The following is a 24,088-nucleotide window of genomic DNA, read 5'->3' as shown; positions in this document are numbered from 1 at the left end:
TTTGTAAATTTAATTGTAGTGGCGAAGCATTCGGGCGTGAAATTATTCCTCACAAAAGATAATTTATTTATGCCAATGCTTCGGCTCTACAGAAGTAGGATGTTTCCGGATCATTGCCGCAACGCTAGGCAAAGTTGTCGGAAATCATCGCCCCGTTGCTCAAAGTTTTGGTATTGATCAAAACTGGCACAGGCAGGGGAAAGTAAGACAACTTTAGCGCCATGAGCTTGAGCTAATTCAGCCGCTCTGGGAACAGCTTTCTCCATTGTTTCCACAATTTCGTAACTGGAATAGCCAACGTGTTCGAGTCGCTGGGCAAAAGCAGATGCGGAGTCACCGATGAGTAATACAGCGGCGGCTTTGGCTTGAATCGTCTCTAACCAACTGGTGTCATCCCCCGCTTTGGCTTCACCACCGGCAATTAAAATTGCCGGACTTGTGACGGAAGCTAAACCAACTTGGGCGGCGTCGTAGTTGGTGGCTTTGCTGTCGTTGATGAAGTCAATTCCCACCAGCGTGCGGATGTGTTCCAATCGATGGGGAACGCCGGGGAAGTTCGCGATCGCTTCTTGGATCGCCTCTTTCTCAATTCCCGCCAGTCTCGCCGCTGCTACCGCCATCAGCAGATTTTGCAGATTGTGTTCTCCTACCATCCGCAACACCGATGCTTGGACAATCTTTTCACCTTGTAGAGATGCCGAATTTTGCGTCTCGACAACCCAACCATCTTCGATGTAAAAACCCTTCTCGCCAATCAGATTGGCTTTCCTCACACTTGTCCAGTAAGCATTGGGAAAGCGATCGCGTGCAGTCTTTCGCAGTTCGGGATCGTCTCCATTCAACACTTGCTGCTGAGACTGACTCAGTAGCTGTGCCTTAATGTTGTAGTAATTTTCTAGGGTTTTATGACGGCTGAGGTGATCCGGAGTGAAGGTTGTCCAAACCCCGATTTTCGGAGCAACTGTAGCAGAGGACTCGATTTGATAGCTGCTAAGTTCTGCAATTACCCAATCTGGGGGCTTTTCCGCCAACGCCAGTTCCCCAGCAGCATAGCCGATATTGCCGCAGGCGGGAGCATGGAAACCAGCCGCTTGAAAAATCGCAGCAACTAAAGCTGTCGTGGTAGTTTTGCCGTTAGTGCCAGTAATGCCTAGCCAAGGACAAGATTGGAGATGTCGCCACGCGAGTTCTATTTCTCCAATTGTCTCGATACCCAGCTTCCTCGCTTCTATTAATATCGGTGCATCCCAAGGAACGCCGGGACTGACGACAATCATCTGGGGTAAATCGGAACCGTTGAGTTCCAAGGAATAGCCCAACTTCACGTCAATGCCTTCAGTGGCAAGCTGTTGTTGTTCTTGGCGGAGATTTTCCGACGAGTTGCGATCGCTAATCGTCACCGCCCAACCGTCCCGTTTTAACAACCGTGCAGCGGCAATTCCCGATTTTCCTAAACCGATAATATGAGCGATGGGCATAAACTCAATGGCAGTGCAAAGTCCCTAGTTTAGCAATCCTGTATCATATCGCGATAACGGTATTTAAAAACTCATTTCCCACCAATAGCCTCCTTCCTGATTCTTCCTTCGCGCCCTATAGCGCTAACGCGCATGGCTCCGCTAGTGCGCCTTCGCGGTTTTTTTCTTCCTAATTTCTACTTACTCCCCCGAATTAAACCCCTTAACTTCCGACTAACTCTTCACAATCGCGCCAAAATCAGCCAACACACGGGCATGATTCCGGAGCAAACCCAGGATATTCAACCGATTGCGCTTGATATTGGGATCGGCATCCATTACCAAAACACTTTCAGCACCATCAAAGAAAGTGCTAACAGTCGGAGCAATCTGCGCCAAACCATCCACTAATAGTTGATAATTTCTCTGTTCTTGAGATGCTTGAGTTTGCGGAACTATTTGCACTAAAGCATCATAAAAAGCTTGCTCTGATGCTTTCTGAAATAGTTCTGGACTCACCACCGTCTCTGGTTCCAACTGAGCTTTATCTAAATCGCCTTGGGCAGCTAAACGAGTCGAACGGTTGACCGTTTCGTAGATTTCATTCAGCTTGCCATTATTGCGAATTGTCTGGAGGAATAAAGCGCGATCGCGTACATCCAATAAATCTTTTAACGCTCGTTCTGTATACTCCGGATCGTTTTCTCCTAGAACTGCATTCACCAAGTCATAATCAGTATTTCGCTCATCTTGGAGTAGATTGCGGATGCGTTGCAAGAAGAATTCCTGCAATTGCCGCACTAATTCCTCCGATTTTGTCTTAGGATACTTAGCAACAAAATCAGCAACAATTTTTTGCAGCAATTGATGCAAATTAATCGGTAAATCTGCTGCCCAAGTGATATTAATCACTGCATTTGCCGCGCGTCGTAACGCAAAGGGATCGGAAGAACCTGTAGGCAGCATTCCCAACCCAAAGATACTGACCAAAGTATCCAACCTATCTGCTAAAGCGACAACTTGCCCCGTTATCGTTTGGGGTAAAGAATCTCCTGCACCTCGCGGCAAATAATGCTCAATAATTGCGGTTGCCACAGCCTCCGGTTCGCCACTTGCCAAGGCATATTTCTGTCCCATGATGCCTTGCAATTCCGGGAATTCTCCCACCATTTGAGTCACGAGATCCGCTTTACATAACAAGGTAGCTCGTTCGATATTGTCCCTTTCATCTCCGCCTAATTGCAGTTGCTCGTTAATGTGACCAGCAATTTTAACCAACCGCTCAACTTTTTCACGAACTGACCCTAAAGATTCTTGAAAGGTTACTTTTTCCAGTTGGGGTAAATAGTTCTCTAAAGATTGAGACAAGTCAGCTTTATAAAAATACTGACCATCCGCTAATCGTGCCCGAATCACTCGTGCATTCCCTTCGGCAATGATATCTGACTTCGCCGGATCGCCATTAGATATTGTGATGAAATAGGGAAGTAACTCTTTATATTGTTCAGCTTTAAAAACCGGAAAATAACGCTGGTGAGTTACCATGACCGTGGTAATCACTTCAGTCGGGAGGCTCAAGAACTCAGAATCAAATTTTCCGACAACTGCTGTGGGAAACTCCACTAAATGAGTGACTTCTTGCAGCAAATCTGGATAGATTTCGGTGTAACCATCCATCTTTTGAGCCGCAGCCTGGACTTGCTCTTGAATTTTGGTTTGACGCGATTCTGGATTCACTTCCACCGAAGCAGAACGCAGAGAATCGACATAATCATCTGCCTGAGAAATCGTCACAGATTCGGGATGCAAAACCCGATGAGCGCGTGTAATGCGATCGCTCTTAATCGTCTCGGAACCATTGACTAACTCTATCGGCAGTACGGCATCATTTAATAAAGCCACCAACCACTCAATCGGTCGCGGAAACTTGATGTCCCCATCCCCCCAGCGCATCAACCGCTTGCCTTCTAATCCAAAAATCCACTGGGAAACCAACTGAGTGAGAATTTCAGCCGTTGGGCGTCCGGGGATAGTTTGGCGGACAAAGACAAAATCACCTTTATCGGTGGGGCGAATTTCTAAAGCTTTGAGTTCTACACCGAGCTTCCGCGCAAACCCTTCTGCCGCTTTTGTTGGTTGCCCATCTTTAAACGCCGCCTGTGCGGGTGGCCCTTTGACTTCTTCTTCTCGATCCGGTTGCTGAGTGGGCAACCCTTTTATCAGCACTGCGAGGCGTCTGGGTGTGGCATAAACTTCAATCGCCTCATGAGCCAAGCTATTTTCGGCGAGACTGGCAGGAATGCGCGATCGCCATTGCGCGATCGCATCATTCACAAAGCTTGCAGGTAATTCTTCTGTACCGACTTCTAATAAAAATGTACTCATAGCGCACTGTCTTTAATTATTCAGGGGCTGGACGGACTGTTACCAGTTAGTTTAAACAGTTTACCGCGCTGCGAATCCAGACAGGCTCCATGTCAAACCTCCATGTCAAACGATGCCGAGTAGGGGCACGGCAATCGAAAAGCCCCTACTGGAAATCAAGGATCGGAAGCGATCGCCTCCTCCATACCCAGATTAAGTCGATCTCTCCGATAAGGAACGTGGATTAAATCAACTTACACTCATTCACTCATTCACATTCTGTAGGGGCATGGCATTGCGATGCCCCTGCCATGCTCCTACGCAAAACAATCGGAGCGCGATCCTGACCAAATCCAAGATGCATCACGCTTCTAAGGGGTGAAGAGCCACTAAAGACTTGAATTTTGGCGTCTCCATCAAAGCCGGATTCAGCCCAAACCAGCGCCCATTCTCATCCCGATATTCAAAGACAAACATACTTCTGAGCAGCGTCTGATATTCTTTATCGCCCTTCACATTTTGCTGCTGCACCACCCGAAACAACAAATCCCACTCCTCTTCGTCAATCGCCAGCGCCAAATCATCGCGGTATTCTTTGATCACATTCTCCAAACAAGCACGGGAGAACGGTGGATCTTCTTGCTGAAGACAGCTGTAAAGCAATCCCAGTAAGTTCCGCACATGACCACCACTGACCCGGCACAACCGATCCAGCGTTTCAGACGCATCAAAAACCTTGGTCATTAGCTCCAGGTGCTGCTGTTCGTTCGCTTCTGGGAAGGCTCGTACCATCACCATCTTTCGCAGCAACGTCATTCCTGCCTCGCAATCCCGACCATCTCGGTTTCGCACCGGCACCATTGGCAACACTTTGGGAGCAACCCCACCCCCCAAACGATTCTTCAAAGCTTCGTAATCGTTGGAGAAAATTAAGGATAAGGGGATCGTGTAAACGACATGGCAACTCAAGCGACGTAACTGTGCGCCCCGGTCGATAAACAGGTATTCTGGCAGAGTGCCTCCCGAAGGCATGGTTCGAGGATCGACCCGATCCAGGTTATCGATAATCACCACCAAGCCTTTTTGACCGCGTCGCTTGAGTTCTTCGTTCGCCCGTTTCAGGATTTCTTCATTGATCGCTTTTAAAAAGCCTTCGGTGCGGGGTTCTAGGTACTGCCGCAACTGATCCCGAAGCTTAGGACTATCTTTGGTTTTGGCAGTAATTTTGCCAATCCCGACCGACAATTGGGCTTCAGCGGAGACATCAATCGGAGTCTGCAAGATGTCTTTGATCTCGTTGAAAAGATTAGAAAAGTAACTCGGTTTGAGTCGAATCTGAATTTCTTCCAGGCTTTCACTGACTTGACGCGCGATCGCAAGCAAAATATCGCTGATATCGATATTCGCCATGTCTAATTCTTGACTGGACTCGAAATAAACCACATGAAATTGCTGCCGTTCTAACTCAGCTTTCAAGCGAAATAGCTCTGTAGATTTCCCACAGCCGATGTGTCCGGTAAATAGCTGGCTGGTGGGATCGTCGGGTGAAATCCGGGCAATGGTTCGCCCTACTGCCTCAATGATTTTGCCACCTCGCACCGATGAGAAATCGATATAGTAGGGACGATCTTCCGCCCTAGAGAAGATTAGGGTCTTCGCAGGGTTACAAGCCTTATAGAATCTCTCCAAATCCAATTTCATGCCGACCTCTTGAGTATGCAGATCAATCCCTGTACTGATTTTTGTACTGCTAGACAGCTTCCGCTATAGCGACCCTGGTCGGGCTGGAGGGGCGCACCCCTCTTGCACTCAGATAGATCCATCCTGGTAGAGTTGAGGGAACTTGAGAGGAATGCTTCGCCCTGAGTCGTCTAACCACCGGCTACTTGGTTTGCAGCTAAAACGCGATCGCCCTCAGCTTGAGTCTTAGATGCTCTTCGATTTAGGTCGTATCGTGGTGACTTTCAAGCCGCAAAGCGATGGAAAAAGCCAAGATTTTGGCGGCGAAGAGCGATCCCCGATTTTAATTTCTTTTTCTGTAGTCTAAACAGAGTTCATCATGGTCTGGTCACGTTAATATTTAGACGTTAGAATTTCCCGCTACAGTTCCTGATGAGCCGTACTCAAAAGCGAAAAAAATTCTGTCAACGCCTTGTTAGATGAAATTGCCGAGCGAACCAGCCGAGCGAACCAATGATGACTTTCCCCCCGGTCAGCGGATTGGTAAGCGTGGTGTGATATCCCCGTCAGGCAAGGATAGTAGGAACTCCCAAGCACTCCCTTTAAGTGACGTTTAAGTGAAAGAGGGACGCGCCTAAACTTACGGCGAACCAACATCAAGTTGTGTTGAGTGCAGCCTATCTCAAGCACCAAAAACTCCCGATTGAGAAGTTAGGATGACAAGCATCGCATCAGTATCACAAACCGAATTGAGCCAACGGCGTCAAAAATTACGTCGCCAGCGACGGGTAAAATCTTTTCAAGCAATGTGGCGAGTGGTGTTCGCCACTGGTTTAGCAGGTGGGTTAGTTTGGGTAACGACTTTACCCGCCTGGGTGATCCGCAAGCCCGAGCAAATTGCCATTGAAGGTAATAAAACGCTATCAATCACAGCGATTCGGTCACTGCTGCCCCTCTCTTACCCTCAGTATTTGCTGCGGCTCCAGCCGCAACTCATCGCCGAAGAGTTGGAATTACAACCTGCGATCAAGGAAGCCATCGTTACCCGGCAAATGTTGCCCCCAGGACTAACCGTACAAGTCAAGGAACGACAGCCAGTTGCGATCGCCCTCCGCACGCAGACGCGCCAGACTGCTACTTCCCGCCAAAAACCCTCAAATAGTAAAACGCGATCGCAGCCTATCTTGATGGGGTTGTTAGACGAACAAGGCGTCTGGATGCCTTTAGACAGCTACACCGATCTGGAGCGCACCAGCCCCTTGCCGACCTTAAAAATCATTGGCTACCGGGATGAATATCGCCCCTACTGGTCGGCACTTTACCAAGCCGTCAGCCGTAGTCCAGTCAAAGTGTTTGAGATTGATTGGCAAAATCCAGCCAATTTAATTCTAAAAACCGAGCAAGGATGGGTACATTTTGGGGCTTACACTTCTCGGTTTACCTATCAGCTCACCGTCCTCGATCGAATGAGAGATTTGCCAGCCCATTTTTCCAGCAGCGAGATTGCCTATATTGATCTCAAAAACCCCGATGCCCCAGCAATTCAAATGAAAAAAGGCAACCCTCCCCAAAAAACCAAACCTTTATAAGCTTAGAAAGAATGCTAGCTCTGGCTTCAGGCAGAAAGCGTCTTCTCGACTCAATTCATCCTCACATCCTGCAAACAGAGCTTCACTTGGCTAACATCTTTTATCTTTTAGCAGGATCAGTCTTCAGACAGTTGACTCCAGACCGCTTCAAGAACGTCAATGCACTATGACTCTCATTGGTTTTAAGGGTCAACTTACCCTATAGTTGACTCATATCGCTACCTAAACTAAAAAGTTGTTTATTGACCCTTTCTATTGCAATGACGCTCAATAGTAAACCAGGGCTTGCCCACCAAAACTCAAATACCTCAGGGAACGCAGGTCGTTCACCCGCAGTGGACGGTGCGAATCCTTTTAATAACACCGTGTTACATTTAGGCCATAATCACGATGCTAACGGAACACCCAGGGAAGAATCTAGGAGTGACAACATCGTGCTAGGTAGCGTCGCCAAAATTAAAGTGATTGGTGTTGGTGGGGGCGGGGGCAATGCGGTGAACCGCATGATTGCCAGTGATGTCAGTGGCGTAGAGTTTTGGTCAATCAATACCGATGCCCAGTCTTTGTCTCACTCCTCGGCTGCTAAACGCTTGCAAATGGGACAGAAGTTAACGCGAGGGTTAGGTGCTGGGGGCAATCCTGCCATTGGTCAAAAGGCAGCGGAAGAATCGCGTGACGAGATCGCTCATGCCTTAGAAAACACTGACCTCGTATTCATTACCGCTGGGATGGGAGGCGGGACGGGTACGGGTGCAGCACCGATTGTGGCAGAAGTTGCCAAAGAAATGGGAGCTTTAACAGTAGGCGTTGTCACCCGTCCGTTTACCTTTGAGGGACGCCGTCGCACTTCTCAAGCAGATGAAGGCATTGCCGCTTTGCAGGGTCGGGTAGATACGCTGATCGTCATCCCCAACGATAAGCTACTGGCAGTGATTCCAGAAACCATGCCAGTTCAAGATGCCTTTCGTGTCGCCGATGATATCCTGCGTCAAGGTGTTCAAGGGATATCGGATATTATTACGATTCCCGGACTGGTCAATGTGGACTTTGCCGATGTCCGAGCCGTGATGGCAGATGCGGGATCGGCAATGATGGGGATTGGCGTGGGTTCTGGGAAATCGAGAGCTAGAGAAGCCGCCGTCGCCGCAATTTCCTCACCTTTGCTAGAGTCTTCGATTGAAGGAGCCAGAGGTGTCGTCTTTAACATTACCGGCGGTAGCGACCTGACGCTGCACGAGGTGAATGCCGCAGCCGAAACAATCTATGAAGTGGTTGATCCGAATGCGAACATCATTTTCGGGGCAGTGATTGACGATCGGATGCAAGGTGAGGTAAGAATTACCGTCATTGCGACTGGATTTAGCGGAGAAACTCAGTCCACACCGGCGGCGAGAGAAACGCGCACCACCAAACAGCCACCGCGACCCGCACCGTCACCCGTTCCGCCTTCTACCCCCACGTTTGAGCCTAGACCGCAACAAGGTGGAGGATTGGATATTCCGGAATTTCTCCAAAGACGGCGTCCGCAACGCTAGAAGAATTAAAAATTAAAAATGGAATGCCTCCTTTTTAATTTTTAATGGATACCTGGGCAACTTCGCATTGGTTCGCAGGGTGCAAAATTCTTCTAAACTTCCAGAAAGCGGATCGGCTTCGGTAGAAGTCCCGAAGCCAATGATTACCTGTCCCAGCAGTGGGAAGACTTGACTGATTACGGGAGCGATCGCTACATCTACGCTCTCATGCCGCACTAATTTCCCCTCCTAAACTGGAAATCAGTGCGGCTCATCGCGGCTCATCGTATATTGTCCCCTGATTGATTGATCATCTATTGTCTTTGGGTACATCACCCGGTTCTACCCGCTCCTGAAGGGCAGCACCGCCATCATTTGCCACTGAATCGGCTCATGGGAAATCGATCGGCACCCAAAGTGCAATGATTTGTAAAATCTAATTATTTAAGTCAATTCAGCTTAGTTTTATCGAAAATTTAGAGTAATCATAATTGTTAGTCGTCCTTAGCTTGCTGGTATAAACTAATTCCCAATTAACCTTATCTTATGACCGTTGTAAACCCATCAAGCGTACCTGTTGCTCTAACGATTGCCGGTTCTGATAGCGGCGGCGGTGCTGGCATTCAAGCTGATTTAAGGACATTCTCCTTTCACTGCGTTCATGGCACCAGTGCCATTACCTGCGTGACAGCGCAAAATACGCTGGGAGTCACACGGGTGGATGCTTTACCGACAGCAGCAATTGTCGCCCAGATTGAGGCTGTGGTGACAGATATTGGTGTCCAAGCAGCTAAAACGGGGATGTTGCTGAATCGGGAGATTATTACGGCTGTCGCGCAAGCTGTGGAAGCTTTCAAACTGGAGAACTTAGTCGTCGATCCGGTCATGGTATCGCGCACGGGTGCCCAACTGATTGACAATGACGCCGTGGCAACATTGCGGGATGTCTTAATCCCCAAAGCAGCAATTGTGACCCCCAACCGCTACGAAGCTCAATTATTGAGCGGGTTAGCAATTCATACATTGGATGATATGCGGGCTGCTGCCCAACGGATTTATCGTTTGGGAGGTGGTGCAGCGGTATTAGTGAAAGGAGGCGGGATGGAGGGAAATCTACGCGGCATCGATATCTGGTTTGATGGGCAGCATCTGGAAACCTTAAAAACCGCTACCGTAGAGACGACAAACACTCACGGTACAGGGTGTACGCTCAGTAGCGCGATCGCTGCTAATCTAGCCTTGGGCAAAGATCGGTGGTCTGCGGTTCAAAAAGCAAAAGATTATGTCACCACTGCTCTAAAATACGCTTTAGCCATTGGTCAGGGTCAGGGACCCGTGGGACACTTTTTTCCTCTCCTACAATCGGAGAATTAAAACAATCGGAGAATTAAAAGGTTGTAGCATTGACATCATAAAGATCGATTGGGGCACATTGCTAGTTGATTAAATAGTAAATTTGTTAAAAAATGGCTGTCAAAGCCGCCTCACTTTCCATTATTGTTGCCGTACAGAACTTAAACTAAATCCATGATGTCTAATCCTTCGACCCGCTCCCCGATGCAAAATGCTTATATTTCCGAGCAGACTCCCCAAAGCCCGATGAATACCTACCGTCCTTCGGTACCAATTTCGGTTTACAAAGAACTCTCGGCAGAGCTACAAGCAGCACAAGCGATGCTGGACTCTTTGAATTCCCAAAATCAGCAGTTAGCCAAAGAAAATCAACAGCTGCGACAGGAAATTGAAAAAGTTGTTCAGTCAGCTTTGCACGCCCAACAGCTGGTTACTTCATTTTCCTCTGGGGGTCGAGTTGAAGCTCCCCCTCCCGCCATTGAACCGGAAATACGGACTGCACCAAGCGCCTCAACACCCAAGCGGCGTCCTCCGCAGCCTCCTCCTCTCAAAGGTGAACCAGCACTCCTAACCGAATTTTCAGAAAGCTTAGTAATCGAACAGGAAGAGGGTCGGTATCGTCGCCCAACTCAGCCAGAGCGTTCCCCAGATGTGAGTGGCTGGTGGTTAATCGTTGTCATCTCTTTAATTGTGGCGACAGCGTTTGGCACTGGCTTTTTGATTGTGCGTCCGCTGTTGAATAATAGTCGTTGAGTAGTCGTTAAGCCAGTTGTCTTGTCAGTTAACGGCTGAAGGATTAGACTCTGCTAGGAATCGGAGCGGGAAATCGTAAGAACCGGGTGCATTCGCCTGGAACGACTGCCTTGATACAGATGGGGGAGATTATTTCCAAACCCCTACATCTTCAACTGGCTAGTCACGTCTGTCAGGTTGACGAGTCAGCGATATCCACGATAAACCCCTTCGTTAGGGTTGGCTAGGGTTGGTACAATTCATGCCTGTGGTGGGAGTGAAGAAGTATGTATCATATAATACAAAAATCTTTGTTTAAGCAGTGATAAAACATAGCCGCCGCTTTACGAGTACCTTTGGTTGTACAAATTGATTGTACAGATCAAATCCAGAACGAACTGAGGAGTTAGAAGCTTGAAAAAAGTTGAAGCGATTATCCGGCCTTTTAAACTCGACGAAGTGAAAATTGCGCTAGTCAATGCGGGAATTGTGGGAATGACCGTTTCTGAAGTCCGAGGATTTGGACGGCAGAAAGGTCAAACCGAACGTTATCGCGGTTCCGAGTACACGGTTGAGTTTCTGCAAAAACTTAAAGTAGAGATCGTTGTTGAAGATAGCCAGGTTGACATGGTGATTGAGAAAATCATTGCCGCTGCCCGAACGGGTGAAATCGGGGATGGTAAGATTTTTGTCAGCCCGGTAGAGCAGGTCATCCGAATTCGGACGGGGGAAAAGAATCTGGAAGCCGTCTAAGTCAGGACTGAGAACTGAGGTCTGAGGACTGGGTTAGAAGTTACGAGTAATTAGAAATTCAGAAATCAGAATTTTTGGCGATCGCAAAATTCTGATTTCTGGTCACTGGATTTCTAACTTCTGCACTCAATCCTCAGTCTTTAATGTCTGTAGCTGGGGTAAAAGAATTTTGAAGGCTTGACCTCGATGGCTCCACTGGCGCTTCAACTCAGGAGTCATTTCCGCAAAGGTCATTTGCTCTTTAGGAACGTAAAAAATCGGATCGTAGCCGAATCCACCTGTACCGCGAGGGGAGTGGAGAATTTCGCCGCGACAAACTCCTTCGGCTTGCAGGGCGATCGCACCATCGGGACGTGCGATCGCGATCGCGCACACAAATTGGGCTTCCCGATTCAGTTCGTTGCCAAGTTCATTCAACAGGCGTTCAATTCGATCGGGGTCGGTTTTGCCGTAACGCGCGGAATAAATACCGGGTGCCCCCTCTAAGGCGTCTACTTCCAATCCAGAATCATCTGCGATCGCCCACTCTCCAGTCGCCTGTGCCACCTGGGATGCCTTCAGACAAGCGTTAGCCATGAAGGTGTCACCTGACTCCTCAATTTCCAGTTCCGCTGGCTTCAGGGTCAATTCCCAGCCAAATCCACTTAAATAGGTCTGCATCTCTCGCAGCTTGCCTGGATTTCCTGTAGCTACTACCAACACAGTCATGGCGATCGCTCCTTGCTGAAATAAATACACGTATACACGATCATAGAAACCTGTTTTTGCACAAGTGAAGAGGTTAGTTTGCGATCGCCTTCTGAAACTTGTAAAAAATCACCCATTCAGGTGAGCTAAACAGCGGAACCAACTCGCCCGATAGCAGCGTCAAGCTTCTTATGTGCGATTCGCATTGGACGAGCATTGGAGTGCCGCTCGTCTGAACAAACACGCTCTCCACTTACAAAAACAAATCTATTGAGGTTTCTATGAGACGGATTTTCAAAAATCACTCCAAACCCGTAAATCCCAGTGAAACAGTTCACCAATCTGAGCGGATTTTTGCCGCTCTAGTTCTAACTGGTATCTTGTCTTTGGGCGCAGGTCTGACACTATTACAAACCGCATTTGCTGCCCCAGCTACACTTTCTGAGTCTATCACCAGACTGGTTAGACTTAAAGACCAGAAAGTTGGGCAAAATCTTGACCGTAAACAAGCTAATCGCTTACCGCCTCGGATTGCTAACACTGTTCGTCAAGATTTGTCGCGTCAAACTGGCATCGCTCCGGGAAAGCTCAAAATTACTGAATTTAGTCAGGAAACTTGGAAAGATGGCTGTTTGGGACTTCCGAAATCGGGTGAATTTTGTACCCAAGCATTAGTTCCCGGTTGGCGCGTTGTTGTGTCTAACGGTCGCAAAACTTGGGTTTATCGTACCAATTCTACAGGGCAAGTTGTACGCTTACAAAATTCGGATACTCCTGTCAGTAGCATCCCAAAAGACCTTCCCAAAGCCGTTACCAGTGCCATTTTACCGATTGCCGCAGAGCAGTTAGAGGTGACACCTGACAAGATTCGCCTCGTGCAGGCGGAAAAGAAAACTTGGCCTGATGCTTGTTTAGGTATTTACGCACCTGATATTTTGTGTGCGCCAGCGACTGTAGACGGCTGGCAGGTGACGGTAGAAGGAAGTGGAAAACGCTTGGTCTATCGCACGAATGCAACTGGTTCTGTAGTGAAGGTGGATCAACTAGCGAGTTTGCCGAACTCCGTTAGGGATGCAGTCTTAAGGGAAGCTTCCGGGCAGTTCAAACTGCCCACTACCGAACTCAGCATCATTCAGGCTCAACAGTACAATTGGGATAGCTGTCTCGGTTTGGGCGGTATTAACGAGAGTTGTCTTACTAATGCAATACCTGGTTGGCAGGTGACTGTACAAAACAAGCTACAACTGTTGGTTTATCACACTAACAGCGATGGTTCCATTGTTAAGTTCAATCAAGCAGCAAGTAAACTAAGCGATGCTGGCATCCTCAAGCCGACGCCAATCCCGACTAGCGAACTACCGCCATCCTTAGATAAAAATGTCGTGTTTCGAGCGATCGAAAGTGGTGGTTTTACTGGCAGAACCTACGAAACTGTTTTACTGAATGATGGAAGCTTGATGCGGGTTCGCATCGGTGATGCCAATGACTCCGAGCGTAGCGTTCTCCGCATTCCTGTGCAACAGGTCCGACAGTTTCAGCAAATGCTAGAACGGCAGCAATTTGCCCAATTTAAGAACCTAAGCTACCCAGCGCCTAGCGGTGCTGCCGATCACATCACCTACACCCTTAGCAGCCGCAAAGGTACAGTTCGCTACACCGATATTAATCAAGAGAGTTTGCCTGCACCTTTAGAGAAGGTGATCCAAGACTGGAATCGGCTTGCCAGCAGCGCCCAAAGATAAAATCGGGCAGAATCTGGATACTCTCATTCTTAGCAAATAGGGAAAGCAGCCCCAGATTGGAGCTGCTTTCCTATTTGCTGATACTTTGCAAGTGAAACAACTGAATAATACAGGGATTGCTTTTTAGCGATCGCTAAAAATCTCCAGCGACTAATTCTTCCGGAAGTTTCCGAAGGAAGAAACCAAATTCTAATCTACGGTTTACCTATCGGGATATGTAGGTATATAATAAAAACATTCCGCTAAAATCATGTCCATAGTAAAAATATTCCTATAGATAGATGAGCGATCGCATTGGACACTTGAAACACACCTGGGTACAATCTCATCATCCTTCACATCTAGGTTTGAGATTGCCACAACAGCAACAAAAAGAGCCGATGTTTTACTATTTTGCTTACGGTTCTTGTATGTGCCCGGTTGATTTAAAGCGTACATTCGGCGAGAACACCCATTCTTACGTGATTGGTGCTGCCACACTGAAAGGATATCGACTAGGATTTTATCGTCGCTCAGCGCTTCGCAACTGTGGTGTTTTAGATATGGTGAAAGATCCATCATCCTCAGTCGAAGGAGTTCTGTATCGATTACCGTGGAGATTGAGCGATCGCTTGGATGAACGCGAAGAAGTTCCTCAAGGCGGTTATCGCCAGGAAATGGTCAACGTTTCCTGCCAAGAGCAGACATATACCAGCGTTCGTACCTACGTTGTCGTTAACAAATTAGCAGAAGAACTTGCCCCCAACGACTGGTACTTCAACGTTGTCCTGCGCGGTGCCTTAACCTGCGGGCTTCCAGAACAGTATTGTTGGCAACTGTTTAACCATATGTATCAGTTACAACAGCGCCACTGGGTTTCCTCAGTCACTACAGTTCGCTTAGTTAGCGGTAATTGATCGTTCGTCATTGGTGATTGGTTTTTGCTAAGAATCTCTGACCAAAAAACCAAAAACTCATGACAACTGGCAATTCTTCAATACTTATTATTTATTAAAATACCTATAGGATGGTTAATCTTCACCCTCATCCTAGGGATTGTTAGGCTTAAAATGTAAACATACATTTTTTGTCAATTCCTTAGTGTATGTTTACCAAAACAAAATTTTTAAGCATATTATTAGTAACATTTATAGCTGTATTTAGCATTCATATTTATTTGAAAAATAATTTAACGATTCCTCAAGTTCAAGTAAAAAAAATAGTAAACATAGAAAATACCGTTAAGAGTTTATGCGATTGCCAAAGCCAAGAATGTCAGTTCAGCATAGAATTTATCAGAACAGATCATCAAGGGAATGCTAAGGTTAAAGGAGCAAATTATGTTCTTATTTTTGACCCCAAATCTCCAAAACTAGATTTTAAAGTCAGTTTGGCTTTAGCCCATGAAATTTATGCTAAAGATGCTAAAGGGAGATTTCGTAAAGAATATATTCCAAAACAGTTTCATGAAATCATAGCGGACGAGAATGCAAAACTAAATGGCAAAAGACCAATTGCAGCCATTAATGCGGATTATATAGATCCTGAGAATAAACCCCAAGGCTTGAACATTTCACGGGGTATAGAATATTCGGGTTTATTTAAAGATAAGCGGTCTTCCTTTGGAATTTCAGGAGGTACAGAAGAGCGAAAGGCGACCATTCAGATTGGTAAAAGAAACGAGAAAATTTTAAATTATAACTTAGTAGGCGGGAATGGGAGATTTTATAAAGATGGAATATTTAAGGATATTTGTAATGACCTGGGAGAATATGCCTGCAAACACGAAACCAGTCGCTCAATGGCAGCAATTACTTCCAAAGGCTATGTAATTTTTCTAGTGAATAACGTCGAAACGGATGGGCCATTGTATCCAGACAAGTTTGATGATGTCCTGGAAGGAATTTCTAAAAACAACTGTTTAGGAGGTATTCAAGAAGCGATGTTATTTGATGGTGGTTTTTCGACAGCTTTTTACTATAACAACAAAATCTATGTAGAAAATTTCAATCCAATTGGATCGGTATTTTTGATTTACAAAACAGAATGACAATTTAGAGAGAAATGCTATTTTAGTTGTAAGATGCCAACGCTTCAGATCCCCGACTTCTCTAAGAAGTCGGGGATCTCGCCTTCAGAAGTGGTTGGTCGAAGTAGCTGAGAATCGATCCGTCTCAGATGCGGTGAAACCTGCATTACCTGATTGCTCGTCGGACTGAGACACTAATCAGGTCTACGATAAAAGTGAGGGCGAGAAAGGCTATCAACGTTGTAAGGAGAGCTTTGTAGTCAAAGCTACTCAGTTGTTCCGTGAGCAAGCGACCTAATCCACCCGCACCCACCAACCCAACAATCACGGTGGCGCGGATGCAAACTTCCCAACGGTAGAGGATATAAGCGATAAAGCGGGGCAAAGTGCGGGGTAAGACGCCGTAGAGGAAGACTTGAGAACTACTCGCGCCCAAAGCTTTGAGCGATCGCAAAGGACGTTCATCTAGATTTTCCGTCACTTCCGCCATCAGACGCCCTAGGATACCTAAGTTGTGTAAACCGAGGGCGATCGCTCCCGGTAAGATCCCTGGAAACAATACAAATAGAAAGATTAATGCCCAAATGGGTTCGGGAACGGCACGAGCAAATAGCAGTAGGAAGCGGCTAAAAATTAGTACAGCAGTTGCTCGTAGATCCCCCCTAGCCCCCCTTAAAAAGGGGGGTATTAGATTTTCTCTCACCCTCCTTAAAAAGGGGAACGTTAGATTTTCTCCCGCACCCATTTTTAAGGAAGATGTTAGATTTTCTCCTGCCCCCCTTTTTAAGGGGGGTTGGGGGGATCGGCTTTCCCCAATCCCTCCTGGCAACAGGAAATTATTTGCGGCTGGGAAAGATAATAAAATGCCTCCTAATCCAGCCCCAGCCATTGCCAGGATAGACATAGCAAGGGTTTGAGCCGAAAGGGTAAAAAGTTGACTCAGCTGACTTCCATCCGGTGGGAAGACATCCTGAAACACTCCTGCCAATAGCTGTGCGGTTCGCGGTGCCCAAAGTTTTGAGAAATCAGCTTGGACGTACCAAAAGGAGAAAATGACTAAAACAATGCCGCCCAGAAATGACACCTGCACGACTGGAGCTTTTTGATAAAACCGCTGTTTGCGCCCTTGGAGATTTAGGACATTCAAATCCAGGCGACTCGGCGCACCTAAACGGTTGCGTAACAAAGCACTCCAAAAATCCGTAGCACCATTTAATCCAATTAGGGCAATCAAAAACGTCCACATCTGCTCATAGCGCAGAGATTGGAGGCTGAGGAGAATTTGATACCCCAGTCCACCTGCACCGATAATTCCCAGTACGGCGGCGGAACGAATCGAACACTCAAACCGATAGAAAGCGTAAGACAGCAGATTTAGAAAGGCTTGGGGAATCAAGCTATAGGCAAAAGCATTCAGAGGGAGAACGCCGCTATTGAGGAGTGCCATAAGTGGCTGGCGGGGGGTTTCGTCTAGAATCTCGGAGAAGACTTTGGCAGTAATCGCACCAAAAGGAATTGCGATCGCTAACACGGCTACTAGCGGATCGAGTCCAAAAATATTGAGGAAAAATAACCCCCAAATTAACTCGTGAATTGCTCTGGGGATTGCTAAAACTCCTCGTACCACCACCCAAGGCGGCTGAATTTTGAGTTTTAGAAACGCCAGCGATCGCGTCTGAGTTTTGAGTTTTGAATTTGAAACAGATTGCCACCATATCTCAGAAGAAAAAACACCCCCCACCAACCCAATCAGCACGCTGAAGAAAGTGCCACACACGGCATAAGCGAGGGTTTTCAGGGTGGAATCTAGAGTGAGTTGGAGAAATTCCAGGCTGAGATCGGGTGAAAATGCAGCTATGATAAAGCGCCAAACGAGGTTCCAGCCGCCTTCGTTGATTAAATTCCCTTGGAATACGCCTGCTACGTGCAACGACCAAATGAGGGACGCGACAAACAGCAATCCCCATGCAGTACGCCAGTTAAGCGGGGAGGGGCGCTGAGGAAGGTTTGTTAGTTTGAGATCGCTTGTTTGGGGCACGCTTTAGATATCAAACCGTTACAGATGCAAAAAACGCAGAGGAATTTGAATAGAAATATTTAGGATTACTCTTTGGTTTTATAGAGAGCTTCAATCATTGCATCAGAGAGGTCTTGAGCGGGGGTATCAAACAAAATACGCCCATGTTGCAGACCAATAATTCGCTGATAATGACTGCGAGCAAATTCTATCGCGTGGACACTGGTGACTAAAGTTTTGCCCGTTTCTTGACTGAGCTGGCGCAATAAGTCCATAATCTCGCGACTGCGTTCGGGATCGAGGCTGGAAATCGGTTCATCGGCAAGGATAGCGGTGGGATTTTGCACGAGGACGCGAGCGATCGCTACCCGTTGCTGTTGACCGCCAGAAAGACTATCAGTGCGTTCGTAAAGTTTTTCCGGAATCCCCACCTCTGCCAAAGCTTTATGAGCCGTTTCAACTTCCAAAGGATAAATTAGTGAAACTGCTGCTTTAAAAAACGACCACCGCCCCAAATGTCCAGCATTGACATTGTGAATCACCTGCAAATTATCAACTAAGTGAAATTGTTGGTAAATCGTACCAATCTGGCGCTGAACTTGGCGCAGCAACTTGGGACGAAGATGGGCAAGGTTGCGACCCAGTACCCAGACTTCTCCTTGACTGGGTAGCAGCGTACCGTTGAGTAAATTAATCAGCGTACTTTTCCCCGCACCACTGGAACCAACCAGCGCCACGCGATCGCCTGCCCAAATCTGCAAGTTAATATCAGCGAGAGATTCAAAACGTCCAAATTGCTTAGAAACGTTTTTCAGTTCAAATACTGGCGCAGATGAGGTTATGTCTCTGCTTAGTTTGCTATCCATTTAGTCATGAGATAGCGGTCGTGATCTTTAAAACCAACCTTCCGATATAAGTTTTGTGCTGGTGTATTTTTCTGCTCGACTTCTAAATGAAGCGCTTGAATTCCTAGAGAAGGGCAAACACTTTCTATAAACTGAATTACGCTCATGCCTACCCCTTGCCCCCGATAACTCTCTCGGATGTAGAGTTCATCAATAAATGCATCACGTCCTCGAAATTCCAAACTGTAGCCAAAGGTAAGGACGACGTAGCCAATCGCTTTATCGTCATGCTGGATCAGCCACACTCGTCCTAGAGAATCATCATGCAAAATTTTTGCTAACGTCGTGCGAACAAGGGATTCATCAAAATTTAGGTGTTCAAACTCGTAGAACTCCCGGATAAACTCCACCAGGGTTTCAGTATCGGATGTTTCTGCAATTTTAAAGTTAGCTTCTGTCATTTACATCACTTTATTTTGCCAATTTTCCGACCAATCTCCTCAATTTGAGCATAGTTGGAATTTTGGGTAGGAATAAATTTAGTTGCTTGTAAAAGGTCGAGAATTTCTTTTTGCTCTGGTACCTTGGGATCTAGTTTCAAAAAGGCATTTTGTACTTTTTTAACAAAATCTTCACCGTAGCGCTGTTTGACATCGGGGTGCATTACCCAGTGATAGTCGTAGTAGGCGGGTGTCTCCCAAAGGACTTCTACTTTGTTCAAGTCTACTTCTTTGGCTTCGACTCGCTTTTTCCAGACGCTTTCGTTGACAGCACCGACATCGTAGGTGCCTGCTTCCACCAATTTAATCGTCTTATCGTGATCGCCAGAAAAACCGGCTTGACCTTTCAAATCTTCAAGCTTCAGTCCAGCTTGTTGCAAGAAGTATTGCGGCATTAAACGCCCGGAGGTAGAGGATTCGCTGCCAAAAGTGAAGGAATGTGCTTTCAGTTGTTGTAAACCAGAAATATCTTTAAATGGCTTCAGTCCAGCCTTTTTGTTGGCGATGAAGAGACTGTGAAATTGGGCGTCTATGTCGCGTTGAGCGATCGCTTCTGCACCGGGCACCTGCAACCGTGCCTGCACCCCCGTCAATCCCCCAAACCAAACCAAATCCAAATCCCCTACTTTGAACACAGTAACGGCCGCCGTATAGTCAGTAACCGGCTTATACTCCACCGGCACACCCAGTTCCTTTTCCAGATAGGCAGCTAGCTTGTCATACTGACGCTGTAACTTTTGCGGATCTTGATCGGGAATGGCACCGATTGTCAGAGGCTTTGCCTCAGTTCCACCGTTCGTCGCTGAAGTCCCGGAGGGGTTGGGCGAACACGCTGCTAGCGGTAGCAACAACAACAAACCGGACAACAATATTTTTTTCATCCCTGACTTGGCTCTCCTCATTTTGACTGGCATACAAACCTACGCTAGAAGCGACCCATGCTGGAAATGGGGTGTAGCGAGGGTGCCAGAAGTCAGTGTAAGCGAACGGCTACCCTTATGCCAAAATTAACCCTAGTGTCGAGGCGGCTTTAGCAATGGTTTGGCATCCTGGGCAAAAGTTGCAGGGCGGACGATACATTATTGAAAAGCAGTTGGGTAAAGGTGGCTTTGGGATCGCCTATCTTGCTTGGAATAAAAAGGGTCGCAGCGTTGTCATCAAGACGCTGAAAGAAGAGGTACTCAGCGATCCAGAGCGGGGTGCGTTCCTAACCAAGTATCGGCAAGACTTTCGAGATGAAGCGCTAAGGCTTTCTCTCTGCCGACACCCTCATATCGTGCAGATGGAAAACTCTTTCCATGAGGGGCGGCTGCCTTGCATTGTCATGGAGTACATTCAGGGGGAAGACCTCTGGCAGTGCGTGAAACGGCAAGGTGTTCTGTCAGAAGCCGAAGCGCTGCACTATATCCGGCAAATTGGCTCGGCGCTGAGTGTCATTCACGATAAAGGCTTGCTGCATCGGGATGTGAAGCCGAAAAATATTATGGTGCGTTCCGATCGGGCGGAAGCGGTGCTAATAGATTTTGGCATTGCACGGGAGTTTATCCCCGATGTCACGCTGACTCATACTCAGGCGATGTCAAATGGTTTTGCGCCAATTGAGCAGTACGCTGAACGAACCAGGCGGGGAGAGTATAGCGATGTCTACGCCCTAGCCGCGACACTTTACTATCTGCTGACCGCAACTGTACCCACTGCTGCCTTTTTGAGAGCGGCTGGAATTGCGCTCGATCCACCCCAGCAGCTCAATCCCAATATTAGCGATCGCGTTAATCAAGCGATTCTGGGCGGGATGGCATTTACTCCAGAGGATCGCCCGAAGTCAGTACCAGACTGGTTGGCATTATTTGAATCGGACAGCTTTGACAATCTTGTACAGACACAAAATCTTGCGTCTGCACATCTTCAAGAACAACCAGAGGCGACAACACTGCCGATAGATCCTCCGGTGGAAATGCTGACAACATCTCTCCCTGCTCTACCTCCCCCAAATGATTTGAGTTCAGAGGTCGGAATCGATTACAGTAAACTGCGGGATTTACTTGCAGCCGGAAAATGGCAACAGGCAGATCGAGAAACTGCGGCGCTCATGCTGAAAGTAGCCGATCGACAACAAGAAGGTAAGCTCAGGGTAGAAGATATCGAAAACTTTCCCTGTAATGACCTTGGCACTATCGACCAACTCTGGATAAAGTACAGCAACGGACGCTTCGGCTTTAGCGTACAGAAGCGTATCTGGCAAAGTATTGGGGGAAACGCTAAGGCAAATTATCAAAACTTTTGCCTGTTTGGTGATTGCGTCGGCTGGCGCGTGCGAGGAAACTTACGAGGCGACTGGCTTTTTTGGGCTGATCTCCAGTTCACCTTAAATGCTCCGGTTGGGCACCTTCCGGCTCTTTATTCGGGTTGGGTGGCGGGTTGGGTGTTTGCGGGTGTAGGTGATGGATGGTATCAGGTCATTTCTTCTATCGCCTGGAGACTCGAAACCTGTACTCCCCAATTTCTCCCGCTTGACGATCTAACTTCAGCGGTGGGGATAGATTACAGCAAGCTGCGGGATTTACTTGCAAATGGGAAGTGGCAAGAGGCAGATCGGGAAACTGGAGCTATCATTCTTAAGGTATGCGGTCGGGAAAAAGAAGGTTGGCTGCGAGTCGAAGATATTGACAACTTTGTTTGTGAAGACTTTCGCACAATTGACCAACTTTGGGTAAAGTACAGCAACGGATGCTTTGGCTTTAGCGTGCAAAAACGCATCTATGAAAGTCTGGGAGGAACCCGCAATTACGATGAGAATATTTGGATAAACTTTGGCGATCGCGTCGGATGGTGCGTGCAGAACCAGTGGCTTTACTACCATGACCTTTCTTTCTCTATCAATGCTCCCCAAGGACATTTACCTGTACTGATTGGAGAGGGGTTTCAGGTGGTGTGGAGACTAGGAGTTTCGTTACTCGCGTCGAGACTGGCGGAGTGTAATATCCAGTAGCGAAGGGATCGTGTTTCGTGCGATCGCATTCTCTATTCGCGCCTGTCTTCAAACTAATCTTGCCCGCCCGGTAACTGAGTTAAATACTCATCAATCATGTCAGGTAAAATACTTGCTGAATGAGCATACGTCAAAGCAAGTAATTGTTGAGCTGCTAGGATTTTCTAATTTTTATCCACCATTTTTTCATCCAATCCAGCCACCCTAAAATCGTCAAAGTTTCTTTGAGCCTCTCTCAATGATGCTATTTCGTAAATCCATGAGTTCCTGAGTCATAACAATTGCCTTCATCTAGGCGGTTCCACGCTGAATACATCACTCAAAAATAAGAGTGAGCGCTCTGGTTCATGTCACCTTTGTTCCCTTCCCTTATGGAGCCTTCTAGAATAGGTCAAATACTTAACAAATCTGATACCAAGGGTATGGCAAAATTAGCCTAAGTCTCAGGGGAAAGTGTGAGGAATGGTTTGGGCCGCTGGGCAGATGTTGCATGGTGGAAGATACATCATTGAAAGGGTGCTGGGAGAAGGTGGCTATGGCATCACTTATCTAGCTAGGGACAAAAAAGGAAATTTTGTTGTCATCAAAACGCTGAACGAACGGGTATTAACTAAACGCGAATTTACAGCGTACCGAGACAAATTTAATCGAGATTTCCAGAAAGAAGCGCTGCGACTCGCTGTGTGCCGACACCCTCATATTGTGCAGATTGACAATGCCTTCTCTGAAGGACAGTTACCTTGCATGGCGATGGAGTATGTTGAAGGAGAAAACCTGGAACAGCGCGTACTTCATCTGGGTATTTTGTCAGAAACAGAAGCATTACACTATATCCGCCAGATTGGTAATGCACTGACTTTCATCCACGATAGGGGATTTTTGCATCGGGATGTGAAGCCGTCAAATATCATGGTGCGTGCCGAAAAATTTGAGGCGGTACTGATTGATTTTGGCATTGCTAGGGAATTTATCCCCGATTTGACGCAGACTCACACGCAAACCTTTACTCCAGGCTTTGCTCCGATTGAACAGTATGCTCAGCAAGCGAGACGGGGCGAGTATACGGATGTTTATGCACTTGCGGCGACACTCTACTATTTGCTGACTGGAGAAGTTCCGCTACCTGCACCTGCGAGAGCGGCGGGGATTCGGTTAAACTCACCGCAACGCCTCAATTCCAGTATTAGTAATTTAGCCAATCAGGCAATTCTTAAAGGGATGGAATTTCAAGCAGAGGCACGCCCTCAATCGGTGCAAGAGTGGCTAGAATTGCTTAATCTCAATAAGTCTAATTACACTTTTAAGCAGCCAGCATCCAGCAATATCCTGGTTTCAAAAACTTATAATGCCAGTTCAATCACTACAAGTCAGAATTTTTTAACAAATCGGCAAAGTTCAGCGTCAAAAATAGATTACCGGCAACTACAGACTTTCTTAGCGTTAGGAAAGTGGCAAGAGGCGGATGAAGAAACTACGACGGTTATGCTGAGAATTTCCGGTCGAGAAAACGAAGGCTGGCTGAGAGTAGAAGATATCAAAAATTTCCCAATTTCAGACCTTCGGATTATTAACCAACTTTGGATCAAACACAGTAAAGGACGCTTTGGTTTTAGCGTCCAAAAATATATTTGGGAAAGGATTGGAGGAACGAGAAGCGCAAATTATGAAATTTTGTGTATCTTAGGCGATCGCGTAGGATGGCGGATTGATGGTGCTTGGGTTCCTTATGAAGAATTTATCTTTGATTGCGATCGCGCTCCCGCCGGTCATTTGCCCAGTGGATATGTTTTTTGTGAAGTTGGTTGGTGGGTAGGGTTATTGAACCTCTTCTATCGTCTTGAGTAGCGAGTTATAAAAA

19 protein-coding genes are annotated in these 24,088 nt (G+C 47.0%); 10 read left to right on the top strand and 9 right to left on the bottom strand.

What is annotated here, in order from left to right; translation table 11 throughout:
- Window positions 1-110: 110 nt before the first annotated feature.
- The 3 genes from murD to H6H02_RS12655 all read right to left on the bottom strand — a co-directional run bounded on the left by murD (window position 111) and on the right by H6H02_RS12655 (window position 5,522).
- Window positions 111-1,478, bottom strand: a complete 1,368-nt coding sequence (murD, locus tag H6H02_RS12665; protein ID WP_190818110.1) for a UDP-N-acetylmuramoyl-L-alanine--D-glutamate ligase — start codon at window positions 1,476-1,478, stop codon at window positions 111-113.
- Window positions 1,479-1,691: 213 nt separating this feature from the next.
- Window positions 1,692-3,842, bottom strand: coding sequence for a glycine--tRNA ligase subunit beta (glyS, locus tag H6H02_RS12660; protein WP_190818108.1), 2,151 nt, complete (start codon window positions 3,840-3,842; stop codon window positions 1,692-1,694).
- Between the two features lie 342 nt (window positions 3,843-4,184).
- Window positions 4,185-5,522: a P-loop NTPase fold protein gene (locus tag H6H02_RS12655; RefSeq protein ID WP_190818106.1), complete on the bottom strand. Its 1,338-nt coding sequence runs from the start codon at window positions 5,520-5,522 to the stop codon at window positions 4,185-4,187.
- Window positions 5,523-6,217: 695 nt separating this feature from the next.
- Here H6H02_RS12655 and H6H02_RS12650 point away from each other — a divergent pair.
- Together H6H02_RS12650 and ftsZ are read left to right on the top strand one after the other, a co-directional pair.
- On the top strand, window positions 6,218-7,090 hold the full coding sequence (locus H6H02_RS12650; protein WP_190818104.1) for an FtsQ-type POTRA domain-containing protein: 873 nt from the start codon (window positions 6,218-6,220) through the stop codon (window positions 7,088-7,090).
- A gap of 260 nt (window positions 7,091-7,350) precedes the next feature.
- On the top strand, window positions 7,351-8,625 hold the full coding sequence (gene ftsZ / locus H6H02_RS12645) for a cell division protein FtsZ (RefSeq protein ID WP_190818329.1): 1,275 nt from the start codon (window positions 7,351-7,353) through the stop codon (window positions 8,623-8,625).
- Window positions 8,626-8,637: 12 nt separating this feature from the next.
- On the opposite strand, the gene H6H02_RS12640 is transcribed toward ftsZ, so the two are convergent.
- A complete protein-coding gene (locus tag H6H02_RS12640) occupies window positions 8,638-8,841 on the bottom strand; it encodes a hypothetical protein (RefSeq protein WP_190818102.1) in 204 nt (67 codons plus the stop codon).
- Between the two features lie 309 nt (window positions 8,842-9,150).
- Here H6H02_RS12640 and thiD point away from each other — a divergent pair, with 309 nt between their 5' ends.
- The 3 genes from thiD (at window position 9,151) to H6H02_RS12625 (ending at window position 11,442) form a co-directional block, all read left to right on the top strand.
- Window positions 9,151-9,978, top strand: coding sequence for a bifunctional hydroxymethylpyrimidine kinase/phosphomethylpyrimidine kinase (thiD, locus tag H6H02_RS12635; protein ID WP_190818100.1), 828 nt, complete (start codon window positions 9,151-9,153; stop codon window positions 9,976-9,978).
- Window positions 9,979-10,131: 153 nt separating this feature from the next.
- Window positions 10,132-10,710: a DUF3450 domain-containing protein gene (locus tag H6H02_RS12630; RefSeq protein WP_242040687.1), complete on the top strand. Its 579-nt coding sequence runs from the start codon at window positions 10,132-10,134 to the stop codon at window positions 10,708-10,710.
- 393 nt (window positions 10,711-11,103) lie between these two features.
- The gene (locus H6H02_RS12625; RefSeq protein WP_190412314.1) at window positions 11,104-11,442 is read left to right on the top strand and encodes a P-II family nitrogen regulator; all 339 of its coding nucleotides are present in this window, start codon (window positions 11,104-11,106) and stop codon (window positions 11,440-11,442) included.
- A gap of 126 nt (window positions 11,443-11,568) precedes the next feature.
- Here H6H02_RS12625 and rdgB read toward each other — a convergent pair whose 3' ends face one another.
- Window positions 11,569-12,150: an RdgB/HAM1 family non-canonical purine NTP pyrophosphatase gene (gene rdgB, locus H6H02_RS12620; RefSeq protein WP_190818326.1), complete on the bottom strand. Its 582-nt coding sequence runs from the start codon at window positions 12,148-12,150 to the stop codon at window positions 11,569-11,571.
- Window positions 12,151-12,410: 260 nt separating this feature from the next.
- On the opposite strand from rdgB, the gene H6H02_RS12615 reads away from it, so the two are divergent.
- The 3 genes from H6H02_RS12615 (at window position 12,411) to H6H02_RS12605 (ending at window position 15,900) form a co-directional block, all read left to right on the top strand.
- Window positions 12,411-13,871, top strand: coding sequence for a hypothetical protein (locus tag H6H02_RS12615; protein WP_199329141.1), 1,461 nt, complete (start codon window positions 12,411-12,413; stop codon window positions 13,869-13,871).
- 281 nt (window positions 13,872-14,152) lie between these two features.
- On the top strand, window positions 14,153-14,767 hold the full coding sequence (locus H6H02_RS12610; RefSeq protein ID WP_190818097.1) for a gamma-glutamylcyclotransferase: 615 nt from the start codon (window positions 14,153-14,155) through the stop codon (window positions 14,765-14,767).
- A gap of 188 nt (window positions 14,768-14,955) precedes the next feature.
- A complete protein-coding gene (locus tag H6H02_RS12605) occupies window positions 14,956-15,900 on the top strand; it encodes a phosphodiester glycosidase family protein (RefSeq protein WP_190818095.1) in 945 nt (314 codons plus the stop codon).
- A gap of 145 nt (window positions 15,901-16,045) precedes the next feature.
- Here the strand turns inward: H6H02_RS12605 and H6H02_RS27140 are convergent, their stop codons facing one another.
- The 4 genes from H6H02_RS27140 to H6H02_RS12585 form a co-directional block, all read right to left on the bottom strand.
- The gene (locus H6H02_RS27140) at window positions 16,046-17,839 is read right to left on the bottom strand and encodes an ABC transporter permease subunit (RefSeq protein WP_190818322.1); all 1,794 of its coding nucleotides are present in this window, start codon (window positions 17,837-17,839) and stop codon (window positions 16,046-16,048) included.
- 143 nt (window positions 17,840-17,982) lie between these two features.
- Window positions 17,983-18,762, bottom strand: a complete 780-nt coding sequence (locus tag H6H02_RS12595; protein WP_199329140.1) for a phosphonate ABC transporter ATP-binding protein — start codon at window positions 18,760-18,762, stop codon at window positions 17,983-17,985.
- A complete protein-coding gene (locus H6H02_RS12590; RefSeq protein ID WP_190818093.1) occupies window positions 18,747-19,202 on the bottom strand; it encodes a GNAT family N-acetyltransferase in 456 nt (151 codons plus the stop codon). Before H6H02_RS12590 ends, H6H02_RS12595 begins: the two co-directional genes overlap by 16 nt.
- Before the next feature lie 5 nt (window positions 19,203-19,207).
- Entirely contained in the window at window positions 19,208-20,122 is a 915-nt protein-coding gene (locus H6H02_RS12585) for a putative selenate ABC transporter substrate-binding protein (protein WP_190818091.1), read from the bottom strand.
- Window positions 20,123-20,277: 155 nt separating this feature from the next.
- Here H6H02_RS12585 and H6H02_RS12580 point away from each other — a divergent pair, with 155 nt between their 5' ends.
- Together H6H02_RS12580 and H6H02_RS12575 are read left to right on the top strand one after the other, a co-directional pair.
- Window positions 20,278-22,230: a serine/threonine-protein kinase gene (locus H6H02_RS12580; protein WP_242040686.1), complete on the top strand. Its 1,953-nt coding sequence runs from the start codon at window positions 20,278-20,280 to the stop codon at window positions 22,228-22,230.
- A gap of 462 nt (window positions 22,231-22,692) precedes the next feature.
- Entirely contained in the window at window positions 22,693-24,075 is a 1,383-nt protein-coding gene (locus H6H02_RS12575) for a serine/threonine-protein kinase (protein ID WP_190818089.1), read from the top strand.
- Window positions 24,076-24,088 lie beyond the last annotated feature (13 nt).

The organism is Coleofasciculus sp. FACHB-1120 (assembly GCF_014698845.1).
Lineage (GTDB): Bacteria > Cyanobacteriota > Cyanobacteriia > Cyanobacteriales > FACHB-T130 > FACHB-T130.
Note: the sequence above shows the minus strand (reverse complement) of the source record. Positions and strands in the feature narration are given on the sequence as shown.

Coding starts and splice junctions, on each gene's coding strand:
- H6H02_RS12590 (WP_190818093.1), bottom strand. CDS start 19,202: ATGACAGAAGCTAACTTTAAAATTGCAGAAACATCCGATACTGAAACC.
- glyS (WP_190818108.1), bottom strand. CDS start 3,842: ATGAGTACATTTTTATTAGAAGTCGGTACAGAAGAATTACCTGCAAGC.
- ftsZ (WP_190818329.1), top strand. CDS start 7,351: ATGACGCTCAATAGTAAACCAGGGCTTGCCCACCAAAACTCAAATACC.
- H6H02_RS12580 (WP_242040686.1), top strand. CDS start 20,278: ATGGTTTGGCATCCTGGGCAAAAGTTGCAGGGCGGACGATACATTATT.
- H6H02_RS12650 (WP_190818104.1), top strand. CDS start 6,218: ATGACAAGCATCGCATCAGTATCACAAACCGAATTGAGCCAACGGCGT.
- H6H02_RS12575 (WP_190818089.1), top strand. CDS start 22,693: ATGGTTTGGGCCGCTGGGCAGATGTTGCATGGTGGAAGATACATCATT.
- rdgB (WP_190818326.1), bottom strand. CDS start 12,150: ATGACTGTGTTGGTAGTAGCTACAGGAAATCCAGGCAAGCTGCGAGAG.
- H6H02_RS12610 (WP_190818097.1), top strand. CDS start 14,153: ATGAGCGATCGCATTGGACACTTGAAACACACCTGGGTACAATCTCAT.
- H6H02_RS12615 (WP_199329141.1), top strand. CDS start 12,411: ATGAGACGGATTTTCAAAAATCACTCCAAACCCGTAAATCCCAGTGAA.
- H6H02_RS12585 (WP_190818091.1), bottom strand. CDS start 20,122: ATGAAAAAAATATTGTTGTCCGGTTTGTTGTTGTTGCTACCGCTAGCA.
- H6H02_RS12655 (WP_190818106.1), bottom strand. CDS start 5,522: ATGAAATTGGATTTGGAGAGATTCTATAAGGCTTGTAACCCTGCGAAG.
- murD (WP_190818110.1), bottom strand. CDS start 1,478: ATGCCCATCGCTCATATTATCGGTTTAGGAAAATCGGGAATTGCCGCT.
- thiD (WP_190818100.1), top strand. CDS start 9,151: ATGACCGTTGTAAACCCATCAAGCGTACCTGTTGCTCTAACGATTGCC.
- H6H02_RS12605 (WP_190818095.1), top strand. CDS start 14,956: ATGTTTACCAAAACAAAATTTTTAAGCATATTATTAGTAACATTTATA.
- H6H02_RS12630 (WP_242040687.1), top strand. CDS start 10,132: ATGATGTCTAATCCTTCGACCCGCTCCCCGATGCAAAATGCTTATATT.
- H6H02_RS12595 (WP_199329140.1), bottom strand. CDS start 18,762: ATGGATAGCAAACTAAGCAGAGACATAACCTCATCTGCGCCAGTATTT.